Source organism: Streptomyces sp. NPDC002574 (genome assembly GCF_042889545.1).
Lineage (GTDB): Bacteria > Actinomycetota > Actinomycetes > Streptomycetales > Streptomycetaceae > Actinacidiphila.
Map to the genome: position 1 here is coordinate 483900 of NZ_JBIARB010000002.1, position 16669 is coordinate 500568.

General features: G+C 70.0%; 12 protein-coding genes. 6 read left to right on the plus strand and 6 right to left on the minus strand.

The features are described from left to right. Positions 1–1153: 1153 nt before the first annotated feature. The 5 genes from ACFYXS_RS06085 to ACFYXS_RS06105 all read right to left on the minus strand — a co-directional run bounded on the left by ACFYXS_RS06085 (position 1154) and on the right by ACFYXS_RS06105 (position 5811). Positions 1154–2176: an LLM class flavin-dependent oxidoreductase gene (locus tag ACFYXS_RS06085; RefSeq protein WP_389244374.1), complete on the minus strand. Its 1023-nt coding sequence runs from the start codon at positions 2174–2176 to the stop codon at positions 1154–1156. A gap of 478 nt (positions 2177–2654) precedes the next feature. After that, positions 2655–2867, minus strand: coding sequence for a hypothetical protein (locus tag ACFYXS_RS06090; RefSeq protein WP_389244376.1), 213 nt, complete (start codon positions 2865–2867; stop codon positions 2655–2657). Between the two features lie 317 nt (positions 2868–3184). After that, positions 3185–3724 (minus strand): Ig-like domain-containing protein, encoded by a 540-nt coding sequence (locus ACFYXS_RS06095; protein WP_389244378.1) that lies wholly within the window; start codon positions 3722–3724, stop codon positions 3185–3187. 163 nt (positions 3725–3887) lie between these two features. Then, positions 3888–4940: an IPT/TIG domain-containing protein gene (locus tag ACFYXS_RS06100; protein WP_389244380.1), complete on the minus strand. Its 1053-nt coding sequence runs from the start codon at positions 4938–4940 to the stop codon at positions 3888–3890. 130 nt (positions 4941–5070) lie between these two features. Next, positions 5071–5811 (minus strand): IPT/TIG domain-containing protein, encoded by a 741-nt coding sequence (locus tag ACFYXS_RS06105; protein WP_389244382.1) that lies wholly within the window; start codon positions 5809–5811, stop codon positions 5071–5073. 600 nt (positions 5812–6411) lie between these two features. Between ACFYXS_RS06105 and ACFYXS_RS06110 the strand changes: the two genes are divergently transcribed. From ACFYXS_RS06110 to ACFYXS_RS06130, 5 genes are all read left to right on the plus strand, one after another. Further along, positions 6412–8034 carry a 4-hydroxyphenylacetate 3-hydroxylase N-terminal domain-containing protein gene (locus tag ACFYXS_RS06110; protein WP_389244384.1) on the plus strand — a complete coding sequence of 541 codons (1623 nt, stop codon included), beginning with the start codon at positions 6412–6414 and terminating at the stop codon, positions 8032–8034. Positions 8035–8213: 179 nt separating this feature from the next. Then, on the plus strand, positions 8214–9101 hold the full coding sequence (locus ACFYXS_RS06115; RefSeq protein ID WP_389244386.1) for a dioxygenase: 888 nt from the start codon (positions 8214–8216) through the stop codon (positions 9099–9101). A 111-nt stretch (positions 9102–9212) separates the two neighbouring features. Beyond that, a complete protein-coding gene (locus ACFYXS_RS06120) occupies positions 9213–9692 on the plus strand; it encodes a flavin reductase family protein (RefSeq protein WP_389244389.1) in 480 nt (159 codons plus the stop codon). A 469-nt stretch (positions 9693–10161) separates the two neighbouring features. Then, on the plus strand, positions 10162–13056 hold the full coding sequence (locus ACFYXS_RS06125; RefSeq protein WP_389244391.1) for a BTAD domain-containing putative transcriptional regulator: 2895 nt from the start codon (positions 10162–10164) through the stop codon (positions 13054–13056). Between the two features lie 126 nt (positions 13057–13182). After that, on the plus strand, positions 13183–13929 hold the full coding sequence (locus ACFYXS_RS06130) for a phosphotransferase family protein (protein WP_389244393.1): 747 nt from the start codon (positions 13183–13185) through the stop codon (positions 13927–13929). Positions 13930–13933: 4 nt separating this feature from the next. Here the strand turns inward: ACFYXS_RS06130 and ACFYXS_RS06135 are convergent, their stop codons facing one another. Next, positions 13934–14569: a hypothetical protein gene (locus ACFYXS_RS06135; protein ID WP_389244395.1), complete on the minus strand. Its 636-nt coding sequence runs from the start codon at positions 14567–14569 to the stop codon at positions 13934–13936. Between the two features lie 439 nt (positions 14570–15008). Between ACFYXS_RS06135 and ACFYXS_RS06140 the strand changes: the two genes are divergently transcribed. Beyond that, the gene (locus tag ACFYXS_RS06140; protein WP_389244397.1) at positions 15009–16538 is read left to right on the plus strand and encodes a 4-hydroxyphenylacetate 3-hydroxylase N-terminal domain-containing protein; all 1530 of its coding nucleotides are present in this window, start codon (positions 15009–15011) and stop codon (positions 16536–16538) included. The last annotated feature ends 131 nt before the right edge of the window (positions 16539–16669 follow it).

Consider the following 16669-nt stretch of genomic DNA (forward strand, 5'->3'; position numbering starts at 1 on the left):
GGGGGGGGGGGGGCCCGGGCGGGGGCCCCCGGCGGCCCCCCCCCCCCCCCAGCGGGCCCCCCCCCCCGCGGGCCCCGCCCCCGCCCGCCCCCCCGGGGGGGGGGGGGGGGGCGCCCCCCGGGGGGGGGCCCCCCCCACCGCGTTGGTGCAGGCGGCCGAGGCAGGCAGAGCAACCCAACTGCGCGGCCATGCCGAGACGTTGATGCGGGCACGGAATTGCATGGCCAGGGGGACCGGCGGGCCGGGCCGGCTCCTGCCCCCGCCCCGCCGTGCTTTCGAGGACCGATCAGCTTTCGGGCATCACGGGCGAGTCGCTGTCCAGACCGGCGACCGATTCCCCGTACGCGGCGAACCGGGCCGCCGGGGGTGAACAGGAAGAGCATCTTGGCGTGACGGGCGCTCTTGTCCAGGAAGCGGTGCCGGATGTCCGGCGGGACATAGAGGAAGTCCCCTGATCGTTGACGTCCGTGTCTGCGGCGCAGCCGGTCGCGCTCGGCATGCGCGCGTCAGCTGACCGAGCCCTGAATCAGGACTTCGGCCATCCGGCGTGTGGACCTGGCGCAGCAGCTGCGGGCCGCCACCTGCCGGTGACGGTCGATGGGCGGATCGGCAGCAGGAGTCTGCACAGGATGCCCATCGGGGTGCGGGGGCGCACCCTGGAATTGCGGCCTTGTCCGCGTTCGCCGAGAACTTGCCCGAGCGGACGGAGCCGCTCAGGTGGTGAGGGAGATCCCCGCCGCGTGTGCCGCGGCGGGGATCATGCCCGAATGGTCGGCCCTGCCCCGAGCCGGTCGAAGCGGCAGCTGCGGGTGAAGGCGATGTCGTCCGGGCTGGGGCCCGCGCGCCGGAGGCAGTGCAGGCAGATCGATCGGGCTGCAGGCGGCGCCGAGGTTCTCGCCGTCAAGACGGACGTGGCGGCCCGCAGTGGCTGCCGGCGGGCACATGGTCACGCGGCACTCCCCGGCGTCAGGATGCGCGCGGCGCAGCCCCGGCGCAGGCTGGAAGTGCGGTCCCGCTCGCACACCCCGGCAGGCCATTGCCCGCGCGGCGGGGCCGCCCTGGTGAGGAGGTCCGGCGCGACTCCTGACCTCCACGGAGGAAACTGCGCCGACAATCCTCCGCATCCCCCCAAGGCCGCCCCGTCGGCCGACGCTCAGCGCCAGCCGAGTTCCGGTGCTACATGGGTGAGGATGCTCTCCAGCACATGCGCGTTGTAGTCGACCCCGAGCTGGTTGGGAACGGTCAGCAGCAGAGTGTCGGCGGCCTGGATCGCCTCGTCGTCCCGCAGCAGCTCCACCAGCTTGTCCGGCTCCGCTGCGTAGGAGCGCCCGAAGACGGCCCGGGTCGTGTCGTCGAGCATGCCGACGTGGTCCCGGGAGTTGCGGTCGCGGCCGAAGTACGCCCGGTCGAGGTCGTTGGTCAGGGCGAAGATGCTACGGCTGACCGAGACCCGCGGCTCCCTGGTGTGCCCCGCCCCCTTGTACGCCTCGCGGTACGCCTCGATCTGCTTGCGCTGCTGGACGTGCAGCGGCTCGCCCGTCTCGTCGGTCTTCAGGGTCGAACTCTGCAGGTTCATCCCCAGCTCGCCGGCCCACACGGCGGTCGCGTTGGACGACGAGCCCCACCAGATCCGGTCGCGCAGCCCCTCGGAGTGCGGTTCGATCCGCAGCAGCCCGGGCGGGTTGGGGAACATCGGCCGCGGGTTGGGCGTGGCGAAACCCTCGCCGCCGAGGACCTTGAGGAAGACCTCGGTGTGGCGGCGGGCCATGTCGGCGTCCGTCTCGCCCGGCGCGGGGTGGTGACCGAACAGGCGCCAACCCTCGATCACCTGTTCCGGTGAGCCGCGGCTGATGCCCAGCTGCAGTCGACCCGCCGAGATGAGGTCCGCGGCGCCCGCGTCCTCGGCCATGTACAGCGGGTTCTCGTAGCGCATGTCGATCACGCCGGTGCCGATCTCGATCTTCGAGGTCCGCGCCCCGATCGCCGCGAGGAGCGGGAACGGGCTGGCCGCCTGCCGGGCGAAGTGGTGCACCCGGAAGTACGCGCCGTCCACGCCGAGCTCCTCGGCGGCGACCGCGAGATCGATCGACTGGTGCAGAACATCCGCGGCCGACCGGGCCAGGGAATGCTCGTTGGGCGACCAGTGACCGAAGGAGAGAAAGCCGATTTTCTTCACGTTGCTTCCAGCGGTTGAAGGTTGCATTCGATTCCCGCCCCGCTCCTTCCTCCAGGTCGGGGAAGGGTACGGGCTCAATCGTGGTCAGTATCAGGCGCCGGATAGCGACCCGGACGGTGAGGGGTACATCCAGCACACCACTGCCGGACCTGCTGCTGAGGCCGCGTGCCGCACCCTGCCGGAGCTGGTACCGGCAGGGCCACCCGGCCCGGGTCGCCATCGCCCGACCGCGCCACGGCGCAGCGCAGCGGCCCGGAACCCCACCAAGGGGGGTCCCGGGCCGCTGCCACACCTGCCGGGCGCCGCCTTCCGCATGCCCTCCCGCGACCGCGCGCCAGGCATGCAGCGACCAGTCGCTCTCCGCCCGCGCTCGCGTCGCACTCCAGCACCGGATGCTGCGTCCCCCGCTGTCGGACGTGGGGTTCGGTCACCGTGGCCGGCGTCGGTCCCCGATCGATCGGGCACACGTGGGGGCACGCTATGCGCGGGGGTTGGGGACCTGCTTCCAGCCGTCGATGGACTTGGTCACGAAGAGGGCTCGATAGACCTCGCGGGTCCACACAGTGGCGCCGTCACCGTACTCGGGGAGTTCCTCGAACGCCTCTTCTTCCGAGTCGTAGTTGTACTTCCGGCCCTTCGCGTCCGTGATCATCCACTCTCTGTCGGGCAGCCCTGCCAGTCCCATGGCCACGAAAATCGTTCCTCCCCATTGGTGTAGGCGAGATCGTAGCGGCTGCGGCCTCGACAGCGGACGGCTGACCAGTGTTGAGCTGCGGCTTCATCCTTGTCAGGTCGGTCACGGCGGGCTGTCGACGGGCGCACACCCGCGTTGACCGGTGGCCCCGACAGGCGGACACCGCAGAGACGTACCGTCGGCGTCGTGACTGATCTCGGCAGCCTCCCAGGTCGTCTCCGGGACCTGGACCACAGGACCGAAGGACCACAGACGTCCGGCGCCCCGGGCGCCAGCGGTTGACGGCGTGCGGGACGGCTGCCGTCAGCCCGGACTCACCAGGACCAGCACCGGCCGGGAGACTGGGACGGCCGGTCCGCCTGGTCGACCTGGTCGAAGCCCAGGATCGAAGGAAGGATCGGGCAGTTCGGGAAGCCGGGCAGATGACCGTGGTCGTCCCGGCACAGGCTGGGCCCCCAGGGGCAGTCCTCGGCAGGGGTCACCGTGACCGTCGCCGTGTTGTTCGAGGCGAAGCAGTTGCCGTTCCCGTTGTACGCGGCTGTGATCTTGTGGGCCCCGGTGGCGGTGAACTTGGCCACCCAGGTGGCCTGCCCGTCGGGCCTGACCCTCACCGTCTTCAGGATGTTCCCACCGTCGAAGAACGTCATGCCGAGGCCGCCGCTGGGGTCACCGGCGCAGACCACCGTCGCGGTCAACAGCACCGGAGTCCAGGCGGCGGCGGTCGTGGGTGACACCTGGAGCGTCGTCGTCGACGACACAGGGGCGGCCGCCGCCGGCGAGGCGATACCCACGACCGCGGTTATCGCCGCGAAGGCTCCGGCCGTCCACGTCCTACGCGTATCCCAAGGTTTCACGAAACAGGCTCCTTGTTCGACTGCGGGGGGGACGCCGCAGTTGCTCATGGAGCGTCACGTTACGTCGGTGCCTCAGGTCCCGCATTTGGAGCGAGGGACGGCGCGGTGGCCTTCCGGCTCCGCCCTCGGCCCCGTGGCTCCGGGCGAATGGCTGGACGATCGTCTAGATGACGGGAGGCGCAACACGTGTGTACGTCAGTGAGTTGCTGGTGCCGCCGGGCGTGGTGACGTTCACGGAAACGGTGCCCGGAGGACCCGCCGGGGCGACTGTGGCGACGGCGGTGTCGGACAGCACGGTGAACGCCGTGGACGTGGCGCCGAAGTGCACCGCGGTCGTGGTGGTCAGTCCCGTGCCGCTCAGGGTGACGCCGGATCCCGCGGCGGTCGGTCCCAGGGCGGGGGACAGGAGAGTGAGGACCGGGCCCCCCACGTAGCTGTAGACGAGGGGGTTGCTGGTGCCTCCCGGGGTGGTGACGGTGACGGGGACGGTTCCCGTTCCCGCCGGGGCGACCGCGGTGATCTGCGTGGGGGAGTCGACGGTGTAGCCGGTGGCGGCCGTACTGCCGAACCTGACCGCCGTGGCCCCGCTGAGGTCGGTGCCGGTGAGGGTGACGGTCGTGCCGCCGGCAGTGGGCCCCTGGACCGGCGAGAGGGAGACGAGGACGGGGGCGTTCAGGTAGAAGAAGAAGACGGCGTTGCTGGTGCCGCCCGATGTCGTGACGGTGACGGGGACGGCTCCCGTTCCCGCCGGGGCGACCGCCGTGATCTGGGTGGCCGAGTTGACCGTGTACGACGTCGCGGCCGTACTGCCGAACCGGACCGCGGACGCCCCGCTGAAGCCCGAACCGGTGAGGGTGACCGTCGTGCCGCCCGCGGTCGGCCCCTGGCTCGGGGACACGGACACGAGAACGGGCTGCGCCGTATAGGTGTACGTCACCGAATTGCTGGTGCCGCCCGGCGTGGCGACGGTGACGGGGACGGCTCCCGTTCCCGCCGGGGCGACCGCGGTGATCTGGGTGGCCGAGTTGACCGTGTAGCCCACCGCCGCCGTGGTGCCGAACTTCACGGAGGTGACTCCGGTGAAGCCGCTGCCGTTGAGGACGACGTTGTTGTTGCCCGCCGCGGGGCCGGAGTTGGGGACGGCCGAGATCAGGACAGGAGCGGCGGCGGCGACGGTCGGCTGGGCCGCTGCCGCAGGGAGTGCTTTGTCTTTCACGGGATCTCCGTACGATGTCGGACCGGCCCGGAGGGGCCTGTCGTTGTCCGTGCTCGGGCCCGAACGGGCCGGGCAGCCCGCCCCGTGCCGGGCGGCCTCCCGGGCCGGGGCCCGGGAGGCCGGGGTGAGGTCAGATGCCGGGACCCGCGACGTAGCTGAACGCGCTGCTCGCCGTCACACCGGCCCCGTCGGTGGTCACGACGACGTTGACGGCACCGGGCGTCCCGGGCGGAGTGATCGCCGAGACCACGGAGTCGGAGATCACCGCGAAGGAAGCCGGGTTGCCGTCGAAGGTGACCGCGCTGGTGGTGGTCAGCGCCGTGCCGATCAGGGTCACCGAGGTGCCGCCGGAGGTCGAGCCCTGTGTCGGGGTGACGGTCGTCAGCGTGGGGGTGTCGACGTAGGTGTAGGTGAGCCCGTTGTTGGTGCCGCCGGCGGTGGTGACGCTGACGCCGACCGATCCGGGCGTACCGGCCGGTGCGACGACCGAGATCTGCCCGTCGGACACCACGGTGGGGGTCGCGTTGTTGGCGCCGAAGGCGACATTGGTCGCCGTGAACAGGCCGGTGCCGTTGATGGTGACCGTCTGCCCTCCGGCCGCCGGCCCGGTGGTCGGGCTGAGGCCCTGCTTGAACGGAGCCCCGATGTAGTAGAACGGGAGCGGGTTGCTCGTTCCTCCCGCGGTGGTGACGGTGACGCTGACCGCCCCGTTGCCGGAGGGCGAGATGACGGTGATGGTTGTCGGCGTGTTGCTGGTGATGGTCGCGAGCCGTGTTCCGAAGCGCACCGCGGTGGCGCCTGCGAGGTTGACGCCGGTGATGGTGACCACTGTTCCGCCACCGGTGGATCCCTGGTTCGGGCTGATGGGCATGACGGGTTCCTCCTGGCTCGGAATGCGCTGCATCGCCGAGCAGTGATGAGGGCTTTCGGTCAGCACACGTACCTGGTGGTGCGAGTCAGCTCCCGTATCCACTGGCCAGGTGGGAACCCGACGGCCCTCGCGCCCGGTCGGGCGCGGGACCAGTCGGGGGAGAACGGCCTGCCAGGTGTGAGGGGCCACCTGAACAGGGGCTTGACCACGTCCGTCTGAAAAGTCGAATGCCGCCGATACGGACACGTGAAGTAACCCATAAGGGTGATTGGGTGACAAGAATTCGGTCCGGAAGTCTACCTATCGGGTGAGCGCCAAGGTGTGAATCGAGGCGTTCGATCGGCGTATTTACGATGGTATTTTCATGTGCCAACGGTGAGCCGCGGTGTGTGGTCCCCATGGACTCCGCCGCTGGGGACGCCGAGCTCGGCATCGTCGGCCCGGCCGCGCCCCGCTCGTTCTCGGGGCCGTGGGCGGCCACGTCGCGCGGACCGCGCCTACACCCGGACAGCGCCCGCTCTGAGGGCCATTAACGCCCTGTTCGCGGTTTGTTAACGCCCCCACGACGACGATGAGCCGCGTTCCTAGAGAGCTGGAGGCATGACCATGAGAACCGGTGCGGAGTACCTGGAATCTCTGCGTGACGGGCGTAACGTCTTCATCGACGGCGAGCGCATCGAGGATGTGACCGAGCACCCTCTGACCCGTGGCTATGCCGCGCAGGCCGCGCGCTTCTACGACCTGCACCACGAGCCCGAGAACCAGGACTCGTTGACCTTCGTCGACGAGGACGGCACGCGACGCGCGGTCGGCTGGCTGTACCCGCGGGACCGGCACGACCTCGAACGCCGGCGCGACTATGCCAACCAGGTGATTCGCGGCTTCGCCGGCGGCGCGTTCGGCCGCCTCCCGCAGAGCAACAACGGCAACTGGTACGCCCTCGTGGACGACACCGCCCCCTGGGCCGATCTGTCCAAGGACACACCCGCGACCGTCGACCTCGCCCGCAACATCGTCGCCGACTTCGAGGCCAACCGCGACGCGGACCTCTGGACGGTCCCCCTGCTCAACGACGTTCAGCGGGACCGCTCGGACCCCGGCGCGGCCGCGCGCAACCCGATGCTCCGCGTCAAGGAGCGCAACGACGAAGGCATCGTGGTCGAGGGCTGGAAGGGCGTCTCCACCGCGGTGATATTCGCCGACACGATGCTGCTCGGCAACATCGTGAAGCCGGGGACGGAGCCGGAGCACATCATCTGGGCGAGCGTCCCCGTGAGCCACCCGAAGGTCACGCACGTGGGACGGCGTTCCAACGCCGCACCCCTCGAGTCCGGTTCCGAGCGGCCGTTGTCGAGCCTCGGTGACGAGCTCGACTCCATGGCGTACTTCGATGACGTCCTCATCCCGTGGGAGCACATCTACCACCTGGGCGACGTCGATCACTCCAGGTTGTACGCGCAGCGTACGTTCGACTTCGAGCACGCCGACACCCTGCACCACATGATCGTCAACGCGGAGCTCATGATCGGGCTGGCGGTCCTCGTCGCGCAGACGACGGGAACGCTTCAGCACCCGGTCGTGGGATCCGACATCGCCGACCTCGTCCGCTTCCACGAGACGCTGCGCGCGTTCACCATCGCATCGGAGACGACCGCGTTCGTGACGCCGCGGGGGCTGTGCAAGCCGAACAACGTCTTCTACGACTTCGGCCGCGCGCACTACCTCGAGAACGTGAGCCGGCTGACGGAGAAGATCGTCGAGATGTGCGGCCGCTCAGCGGTGCTGTCGCCGAGCGTGAAGGACTTCGAGGTCCCCGAGGTCGGCACCAGGCTTCTGGAGATGTTCCACGGCACGACGATGAGCGCGCACGACAAGGTGCGACTCTTCAAGTTCGTGCAGGACCGGTTCCTCAGCGACTGGGCCGGACGCTTCAGGTCGTTCGAGCGGTTCCAGGGCACGCCGTTGTTCCTCATCAAGCTGCTGACCATGCAGCGTATCTCGACCGACCCCGGAGGGCCCATCACCGAACTGGCCCGCGAGGCAATCGGTCTGGGTACCTCCGACGAGATGACCGCGCGAGCCCTCGCCGAGCGGAAGGAGCTGTTCGGCTCGGTGACTTCCGTCGTCACGCAGCCCGCCTCCTCTCGGGGCGCCGATGCCAACCAGGGCTTCTCGCTGGACGACAAGGATCAGCCCGACTACATCAAGACCCAGGACGCCTGACCGCAACCGACGTGCTCGGCCCGCGGGGTCCCGCGGGCCGGGCACATCGAAAGCGTGCCCTGCCCGCCGGCGATGCGGCGGGTGAGGCGTTGTCCCACCGCGGTGAGCGGACCGAACGCGACATCGGCAGGGTGGCGCCGGGCCGCCCCCAACCCCCTGTGACCCGACGGGAGCCCCCCATGCGTGACCTCACCGACGACACCATCACCGCGGCAGTCCTCTCCACGATGCGGGACACGAAGGACCCCCGTCTCGCCGAAATCCTCCGAGCACTGGTCCGGCACGTTCACGACTTCGTCCGCGAGACCGGACTGACCGAGCAGGAATGGGCCCGCGGCGTGGACCACCTCACCCGGACCGGACAGACGTGCACGCCCACGCGCCAGGAGTTCATCCTGCTCTCCGACGTCCTGGGGGTCACGATGCTGGTCGACGCGATCGGCCACCGGCGCTCGGCCGGGGCGACGCAGAACAGCGTGCTCGGACCCTTCTTCCGGGACGACCGCCCGTACCTGCACGACGGCGCCGACATCAGCCGGGGGCTGTCGGGCACGCTCTTGTTCTTCGAGGGGCGGGTGACCGACCACCACGGCACGCAGGTCACGGACGCCCAGGTCGATGTGTGGCACAGCAACGCGGACGGCCACTACGACGTGGACGTCCCCGACCTGTCCGAGCCGGCGATGCGGGCCCTGCTGCGCACCGACGGCCAGGGGCGCTTCCGCTTCCGCTCCATCCGCCCCGCCTCCTACCCCATCCCCGACGACGGCCCCGTCGGCGAGATGATGCGGGCCACCGGCCGATCGGTCATGCGACCCGCCCATGTGCACCTTCGGATCGTCGCCCCGGGATTCCAGGACGTCACCACGACGCTGTTCCCCTCCGACGACCCCTACCTCGACCACGACCCGGTCTTCGGTGTGAAGCAGTCACTCGTCGCGGCATACCAGGACCACGCGGCCGGCGCCGGCCCGTACGGCACCACGACCGACGAGCCGTACATCCTGCTGCGCCACACCTTCGTGCTGGAGCCCGCGAGCCCGACTCCCGGCCCGCGGCCCGTCTGACCGGCGGCACCCGTGCCCGCCGGGGCTCCCGGCACACGTCGCCCCCGGGCCGCGCGTGACCCGGCGCAGCCGAGCCGCGCGGGCCGGACCACACCCCTCTTGGAGGTCCCCATGACTGAAACCCTCGACTCGGCGGTCGCGTTCCGGGCCACCATGAGCCGTCTCGCCACCGGCGTCAGCGTCATCACGACCCGGACCGGAAGCGCCCCCGTCGGCATCACGGTCAGCGCGGTCTCCGCGTTGTCGCTGGATCCGCTCCAGCTGATCGTCTGCGTCGGCAACAACCTGTTCACGCGCACCGCCATCGCCGAGCACGGACGCTTCGCCGTCAACGTCCTCGGCGAGGACAGCGAGCACCTGGCCCGCGCCTTCGCCGCGCCGGTGCCCGACCGGTTCGCCGGCGTGGCCATCGACGAGACCCACGGTGTGCCGGTCCTCAGGGACGCCATCGCCACGGTGGTCTGCGACGTCTCCCAGGCCCTGCCCGGCGGCGACCACACCATCTTCGTGGGCGACGCACGGCATTTCACCCACAAAACCGAAGCGCGCCCGCTCGTCCACTTCGCGGGCGGATTCGGCGCCCTGCGCTAGGCCCTGGACCTCGCGTGCGCGGCCGACCGAAGGAGATCGGCTCACGGCGGTGGGCCGGGTGCCACCTGTCACCGAGCCGGGGTCGGCGTCGACGCCGCACATGGCCCCGTGAACGAACGCGACGAACCGCGCGGTTGAGGCGAGATCGGTCGCGAATTCCCCCGACTTTCGAAGCGCTCTTCGCGGACGACCGGCGTAGACTCCCCGAGCAGCAGTGAGAAGCGCGGAGGTTGGGCGATGTCGGTACGCATGGCCTGGAATGCCGGGAGAGGAGTCTGCTGCGCCGGATATCCTCGAAATTGCTCCGATGGCTGAATCCGAGCCCGGACGATCGAGCGGGCCGGCACCAGCGGACCGGCACCAGCGCAGGATCATCAGAGGGAAACTCGCAATTCCCGAGCCTGCCAAAGAGGTGGTCCATCGCCCGAGGCTCAGCCGAAGCCTGCACGAGCTCCTCGACCGTCATGCGGTGGTGGAAGTCTCCGCGACGGCCGGTGCGGGCAAGACCACCGCGGTGGTACTGGCTGTCCGTGACCTGGACCGGCCTGTCGCCTGGGTGTCGCTCGACGGGACGGAGCAGGCGCCGGGGCGTCTGCTCGTCTACATCGAGGCGGCTGTCACGGAGATGGTCCCCAGTGCCGCGGATGTCGCCTCGGATGCCCTGAGCAGCAGTCTTCAGCTCGGTGAGGCAGCCGGACTGCTTGCCGAGAGCCTGCAGGGCAGTCGGCTCATCGTGGTCTGCGACAACGTGGAGCGAGTCGCTTCCGACGAGAGCTGCACCGCGGTTCTGTCCTCCTTCGCCCGCTACCTTCCGTCGGACGTGAACCTTGTGCTGATCTCGCGTGCCGACGTCCAGCTCGACTTGGGCTCGACCAGTGAGCGCGACCGGGTCGGCGAGCTCGTCGAGACCGACCTTGCCTTCGACGTCCAGGAGGCGGGCGCGGCACTTCGAGCCGTCGGTGACCTCGACGTGGATCCCGCGCAGGCAGTTGCCGCGACGGGGGGATGGGTGACCGGCGTGCTCTTCAAGGGGTGGCGCCACGCCCGGTCCCGCGAGATGGATACCGACTCACTGCACTCCTACGTCGCCGCGAACGTGTTCAACTCGCTGTCCCCGGCCGAGCGGACGTTCCTGCTGCACACGAGCCCGTTGGACGAGACAGGGGTCGACGGGGCCCGGGCGCTGGGCCAGGAGGACGCGGCGCACATCATGGCCGGCCTCCGGGGCCGGCACCTTCCGGTGACGTGGTCCGCCGATGGTTCGCGCATGACGCCCCACCCCATGTTCCGCGACTTCCTGCGGGTGGCCTTCGAACGGGAGGACGCCAAGACGATCGGCGAAGTGCGGCGCAGACACGCGGAACTCCTGATCGCCAACGGCGCGCGCGAGGAAGCCGTCGACGAGCTGCTGCGGCTCGGCGACGTGGACGCGGCCGGGCGGCTCGCCGCCGTCGCCCTCCCGAGCCTGGTCGCGCGGATGGACTTCGCCCTGGCGGCACGCTGGCTCGATGCCCTGGGTGCGTCGGTCAGGACCCCGACCTCGCAGATCGGGTCCGTCGTCCTGCGTGTCGCCTTCGCATTGGAGCAGTGGGGTCGCGGCGTCGAGTTCATCGACCGGCACGGCTATGACTGGCTTCCCGAACCGGGGGCTCCCGACGACGAGGAGACCCGCGTCCTGGCCTGCTGGTCCCTCTGGCACTCCGGACGGGTCGACGAGGCCCGATCCGTCGGCGACCGGCTGCCCCCCGGTCGGAACCGGCGCATCGTCGAGTCGTTGATCGCGGGCGCGACCGGCGAGGAGCCGCCGCCCTTCCCGGAGTACTCGACGATGTCCGCCGGCCCGCTCGACGGTCTGCTGATGCGCCTGGCCTTCGTCCGCGGTCGCCTCGACGGACTCGACACCCCCGTCTCGTTCGACCCCTGGCGCACGATCCTCGGCGGACCCTGGGTCGTCGCCGCATTGCGCGCCACGGGGCGCCTGGACGCCGCGATGGCCCTGTACGAGCCTCGTCGCGGCTCGTCGCAGCCGGCGTGGCTGCACGGCGTCGACGCGGTCCATCTCATGCTGGACCTCGGCCGCGGAGAAGAAGCCTGGGCCCTGCTCAAGCAGGGGCGGGACCTCATCGCGGCAACAGGCTCGAAGGTGTACTGGAACATGAGCCTTCTCGCTGAGGCCAAGCTGTGGCTGCGCCTGGAAGGCGACAGGCAACGCGCCGACCTCGTGCTGGCGGCGGCGGCCGCCAACGGCGCCTCCGACTACGCCCTGACCCGCGAGACATGGCAGCTCTGGACGGGTCTTTCCCTGCTGCTGCACGGCAGGGACGCCGAGGCGCAGGAGCAGCTCTCGGCGTGCGTGCTGAGCATGCAGAAAGGAGACCGCCGGCTCGATCTCCCGACGGCGGCCGCGTACCTGGCCGAGGCCCAATGGCGGCTCGGCCTGGAGGACGAGTCCGATGCCTCGGCCGGCCTCGCGATGACCTCTGCCGCGGCCCACGGGACTCAGCACCTACTGCTGACGGCGCTGGCGGACGTGCCGTCGGTCGCGGCCAGAGCCGCGGACAACGAGTCCGGTCGCATGTCGCGCTGCCACGAGATCCTCGACGTGCTCTCGCGCCGGCAGCCGGTGCGCATGCAGGTGAGTGCGCCGCGTCTCGTCCTCGAGGAGTTCGGAGAACCGACCCTCACGGTCGACGGGAACACGGTCCAGCCCGGCCTGACCAAGAGTGTGGAGCTGCTCAGCTACCTGCTCGGAAGCCCCGACCGGACGGCCACGCGCGACGAGCTCCTCGGGGCGCTCTTCAGCGGCAGCAACGATGCCGCCGGCCGAAGTTACCTCCGCCAGACCCTCTTTCGGCTTCGCCGGGCGCTCCCCGCGGACCTCGGTCCGTCCCAGGACGGGGACGTCTTCCGTCTGGTCGGCCCGGAGCTGGCGATGGGCTCGGCCCAGCGAGTCGTCGACATGGTCGCGCAAGCCGGACGGCAGGACGGAGAGGTCCGGCTCCGGACGCTCCTGCAGGCCCTCAGCGGCGCGGAGAGGGGCACCTTCCTGGCGACGGTGTCGGACACATGGGTCGTGGAGCGCCGCGTGGCCCTGACCGAGGTCCTGTCGTCGGCCAGAGTGGACGCAGCCACGTTGGCCTACCGGATGAACCGTCTTCGTGAGGCGAAGGGCCTGGTCGACTGCGTGCTCCGCGACGATCCCTACCGCGAGCAGGCCTGGCAGCTCGCGATCCGGCTCGGGTACGCCAGCGGCAGCGATGACGCCGTGCTGTCGGTCTATCAGCGGTACGTCGCACGGATGAGGGAGCTCGGTGTCGCGCCGTCCGAGGAGGTTCGCCGGCTGGTCACCCAACTGCGGCAGTAAGGGGCTCGCGCAGACGGGCGCGACCGGACACCTCGCAGGACTCCCTTGGGACTCCCGCGGTCGGCGCGTCATCGCACGTGACAAACCCGGCGACGTCGACCCTCAGCCCCGGGATACTGGTCGCCCATGGATGAGGTCCAAGTCGTCGTCGCCCATGCCGAGCGCGCGACCCTGCGCGTCGGCGACGTGTTCCTGAAGGTGGACGCCGATCAGGCGCGCATCGACGTCGAGGTCGAGGCGATGGCCCTCGCGCCGGTCCCCACCCCGGACGTCCTGTGGCGCAAGCCGCACGTGCTCGCGATCGCCGCGGTCCCGGGGACGACGCTCGGAAGCCTCGGCGGGCCGTCGACCGGGTCGCCGGCGGAGTGGGCCGCGGCGGGCGCCGCCATCCGGAAGCTGCACGACGCGCCGCTGCCGGCCCGGGTCGGCGGGGCCGGCCGGAGCATCGTCGCGCTGGCGGCGGAACTCGACGACGAGTGCGCGTCGCTCGTGACGAACGGCGTCCTGCCGGCCGACCTGGTCACCCGCAACCGCCGGGTCGCCGAGGCCGCGCTCCGGCCGTGGACGCCGGCGTTCACGCATGGCGACCTGCAGATCGCGCACGTCTTCGTCGACGGCGGCGAGGTCACCGGCATCATCGACTGGTCCGAGGCGGGCCAGGGCGACGCCCTCTACGACCTCGCCACCTTCACACTGGGACACGAGGAGCACCTCGACGACGTCATCGCCGGTTACGGCACCGACGTCGACCGCGACGTGATCCACGCGTGGTGGTCGTTGCGAAGCCTGCTGATCGTTCGCTGGCTGACGGAGCACGGCTTCGACCCGTTCGCGCCGGGCTGTGAGGTCGACGTGCTGCGATCCCGGATGTGAGCGCTCACTTCCCGGGGTCGGGCCAAGTCGCCACGAGGGCTTGCCGATCCGGGAAACGCGGACCGGTGATTCTCTCCTGGGTGGGCTCACCGTTGAGCCAGCACACCTCCTCGGGGGCTCCGTCGCCTGTGTCGAACAGGCAGCACACGCCACCGCTGTCGGCCGTGAGGTCCGCGAACACCTTCCTGACGCCGGCGGACCGCGCGAACAAGCGGCTCATCCCCGATGTCGCTGCCCAGCACTCCACCGCCGTGCAGCCCGGGTGCGGGAAGGACTGGAACCGGATCGTCGCGTAGATGTACCCGATCCGCAGGCGCCCGTCTGCCGCGGGCTCGCGGCCGTACGTCTCCGCGAACTCGCGCAGTGCGTCATCGACGTCGAACATGAGGGACATGTCGAGCTCGAGCGTGCTGCTCGTGGAGCAGTCGACCGGGTCGCTTTTGAAATGCGAGGTGAACGGGAGGCTGACCTGGTCACCGCCGGGCAAGGTGATCTCGAGCGGCGGCTCGGAACGGCCCGGTGGCGCCAACTCGGCCAGATTGAGCAGCGTTCTGGCGACATGCCGAGGACGCACGTAGATGTCGTAGCCGTAGACCAGCCCACCGTTCCCCCGTCCCGAGGCCGAAGCGCAGCCTTTCATGACCCGCCCCTGGGCGCATGGTGGTTCAGGCTCGTAGCGCGATCACGATCCAGGGTTCGTGAGGCGTCGCCGGCAGATGAGGGTGCACGCCGAAGAGGGGGCACCAGGACCCTGCCACGGGCCCTAACGGCCTTGTTAACGACCCCTCTCGGCACGATTAACGCCCGGCTAACATCCCCTGGCTACCCTCAAAGGAATCAATCGGCCAAGCGAGTTCCCGCACCACGGCGAGATGCCATTTCGCCGAATTCGAATTGCGCGGTTCGAGGCCTGAGGTCGATTGGGAAGCTGGTTTCCCAACTGCTAACGCGTCGAGGGGTAGGTTCGCCATCGGGTTCGCGGCAATATTCCCGGTGACTTTCTGTCGAGTGGAATGTGAAAGACGGCCCGACAAGAACAGTCCATGCGCGATGGTACTTGGCGGAGAAGGTGGCATCTGATGCGAACTGGCGAGCAGTACTTGGAGTCCCTCAGGGACGGGCGTGTTGTCTGGGTCGGAGGTGATCGGATCGACGACATCACGACACACCCGAAGACCCGGGCAGCGGCCAGGACCATGGCGAAGTTCTACGACCTGCATCACGTGCCCGAGACGCAGGACGTCATGACCTTCGTGGACGACGACGGTGTGCGTCGTTCGATGATGTGGCTCAAGCACGGGGACGTCGAGGGGCTGCGGCGCAAGCGCGTGTACCTGGAGACCGTCGTCCGGGAGCTCGACGGCGGATCGATCGGGCGGACCCCGTGCGCCAACAACTACGGCCTGGTCACCTACGAGGAGGACCCGCAGCCGTGGAGCGACCAGTCGGTGGGTACCGGTGGGCGTGACCTGACCGTGGGCATCCGCAAGTTCCTGGACCTGGTGAAGGAGGGCGACCTCAACTGCGCCTTCGCCTTCATCGACCCCCAGATCGACCGGTCCAAGCAGCACGCGGCCAAGACCGCGCTGCGTGTCGTGGAGACCCGCGACGACGGCATCGTGGTCAACGGTGTCAAGGCCGTCGTCACCGGTGCGCCGTTCGCCGACTACCTGCACATCGGCGTCTTCTACCGCCCGGGCATCGAGAGCGAACAGGTCATCTACGGCGCCTGCCCCGCGAACGCGCCGGGCGTCACGATCACCTCTCGCGAGGCGACGGTCCGCAACGACCCCCACAACCACCCCATCTCCTCGGCCGGCGACGAGCTCGAGTGCACCGTCATCTTCGACAACGTGTTCATCCCGTGGGACCTCGTGTTCCACATCGGAAGCCCCGAGCACGCCTCGCTGTACCCGCAGCGCATCTTCGACTGGACGCACTACGAGGCGCTCATCCGGCAGATGGTCCGGGCCGAGCTCATGGTCGGCCTAGCGATGCTGATGACCGAGCACCTCGGCACCTACCAGATTCCGCCGGTCCAGGCGCGCCTGGCGCGGCTCGTCGAGTTCTACCAGACGATGCGGGCCCACGTGATCGCGTCCGAGACGGAGGGGTTCATCTCGCCGTCGGGGCTCTACAAGCCGAACGTCCTGCTCTTCGACTTCGGCCGGTCGTACTACCTCGAGAAGTACGCGGACATGAGGAACGAGGTGATCGACCTCGCCGGCCGTGCCTCGCTCCTGTTCCCCACCGAGGAGCAGTGGAACAACCCCGAGCTCCACGACTGGCTGGAACCGCTGCAGGCGGGCGCTGTCGGCGAGCCCTACGACCGGCTGCGCATCTCGCGCGTCATCCGTGACCTGTTCCTCTCCGACTTCGGCGACAGAGTGAGCACCTTCGAGCAGTTCAACGGGACCCCGATGCTCGCCACCCGGATGCACACGATGAAGCGCTCGGAGCTGTCACCCTCCGGGCCGCTCACCCAGCTCGCCCGGAAGGTCTGCGGGCTTCCGGAGCCCAGCGCCCCCGAGGTGACGGCCTACACCGAGCAGGCCGAATACGCCCGGCGCCTCGACGGCGCACGGCTCGAGGGCTCACGGGCCCGCTGAACCGACGACGGTGCGGGGGGGGGGGGGGGGGCGCCGCCCCCCCCCCCCCCCCCCCCCCCCCCCCCCGCCCCCCGCGGGGGGGGGGGGGGGGGGGGAGCGCCCCGCCACCCGCCGCAGGCCCGCCCCCGCCA

Bases quoted from the DNA above. Each gene is read 5' to 3' on its own strand.
- ACFYXS_RS06110 (WP_389244384.1), top strand. From the start codon at position 6,412: ATGACCATGAGAACCGGTGCGGAGTACCTGGAATCTCTGCGTGACGGG.
- ACFYXS_RS06120 (WP_389244389.1), top strand. From the start codon at position 9,213: ATGACTGAAACCCTCGACTCGGCGGTCGCGTTCCGGGCCACCATGAGC.
- ACFYXS_RS06140 (WP_389244397.1), top strand. From the start codon at position 15,009: ATGCGAACTGGCGAGCAGTACTTGGAGTCCCTCAGGGACGGGCGTGTT.
- ACFYXS_RS06105 (WP_389244382.1), bottom strand. From the start codon at position 5,811: ATGCCCATCAGCCCGAACCAGGGATCCACCGGTGGCGGAACAGTGGTC.
- ACFYXS_RS06115 (WP_389244386.1), top strand. From the start codon at position 8,214: ATGCGTGACCTCACCGACGACACCATCACCGCGGCAGTCCTCTCCACG.
- ACFYXS_RS06130 (WP_389244393.1), top strand. From the start codon at position 13,183: ATGGATGAGGTCCAAGTCGTCGTCGCCCATGCCGAGCGCGCGACCCTG.
- ACFYXS_RS06135 (WP_389244395.1), bottom strand. From the start codon at position 14,569: ATGAAAGGCTGCGCTTCGGCCTCGGGACGGGGGAACGGTGGGCTGGTC.